Origin of the sequence: Actinomadura sp. KC06 (assembly GCF_004348735.1) — a bacterium.
GTDB lineage: Bacteria > Actinomycetota > Actinomycetes > Streptosporangiales > Streptosporangiaceae > Spirillospora.
This window is the reverse complement of the sequence record NZ_SMKT01000395.1, coordinates 1-1168: the sequence shown is the minus strand read 5'-3', so window position 1 is coordinate 1168 and position 1168 is coordinate 1. Positions and strand designations below refer to the sequence as shown.

At 67.6% G+C, this 1168-nt stretch carries 1 protein-coding gene; it reads left to right on the top strand.

Features of this window, described 5'->3' with window-relative positions:
• The first annotated feature begins 246 nt into the window (after positions 1 to 246).
• Positions 247 to 948: a S1 family peptidase gene (locus E1287_RS43310; protein ID WP_165969483.1), complete on the top strand. Its 702-nt coding sequence runs from the start codon at positions 247 to 249 to the stop codon at positions 946 to 948.
• Positions 949 to 1168 lie beyond the last annotated feature (220 nt).

The following is a 1168-nucleotide window of genomic DNA, read 5'->3' as shown; positions in this document are numbered from 1 at the left end:
GCTCCCGCCCCCCGGCCCTGCTCGTGCCTCCGAGCCTGACGACGATGGCGCCCCAGGCTGACCAGCCCGCTCCGCATCCGAATCGGCGTGGGAACGGCGGGCTCCGCGTCTCGGCACGGCAGTTGATAGACGGCCAACACCAACATTGGCACTTTCGTCCTCTTGTAAGGACCTTCGTTTTTCTGCACTATTCCGGAAAGTCTTCATCCTGGGCGTCCATCCCCCGCCACTCCCGCAGGAGGCCCTGTGAGACCCCGCCTTTCCATGATCGCCGCCACGGCCACCGCCACGGCCACCGCCACGGCCGCCGCCGCCATGCTCGCCCTCGCTCCCACCGCGACCGCGTCCTCCGCCGCCTCTGCCGCGCAGGACCCGCCGAGCGGTCAGGGCGGCCAAGCCGTCTTCGCGAAAGGCGGCATCCGCTGCACCATCGGCTTCAACGTGCGCAAGTCCGACACCTACTACTTCCTTACCGCGGGCGGCTGCGCCAAGCAGGGCCAGAAGATCTATGCCGATCCTGCGCTGTCCGTCGAACTCGGCACCGTCGTCTCGGTCATGAACGTCGCCGTCGCGCTCGTCGTCTACGTCGAACCTCACGTGGAGAGGCCCGGCAGCGTGCTCCTCTACCCCGGGTCCCGGGACATCACGGCGGCGGGCAGGGCGTCCGTCGGCCAGCAGGTGTGCCGCAGCGGCTCCACCACCGGCCTGCGTTGCGGCACCGTGACGGCGCTCAACCAGAGCGTGAGCTTCCCCGAAGGGACGATGACCGGCCTGGCGAGGACGAACATCTGCTCGGAGCCCGGCGACAACCCGGGCGCGCCCTACTTCACCGGCACCACCGCGCTCGGCGTCGGGGTCGGCGGCAGCGGCAACTGCTCCAGCGGCGGGACGTCCTTCTACCAGCCGATCAACGAAATCCTCAGCGCCTACGGTGTCAACGTTTACTGAAGTTCGCTCGCCGGGCTCATTCCGTTCCACACCGTAACCGTGGCCGTGGTCGTGATTTCGGCCGCGCTCGCTCACAGACTGGCCTTCGCCTGGCATTTGATAGGCGGCCACTACAAATCTTGGCAGTTTCCACCCTTGTGAGGGACATCGCCTTTTCTGCACTATTCCGGCAAGTCGTCATCCTGGGCCGACCCCCCTCACCCGCCAACCCCAGGAGGCC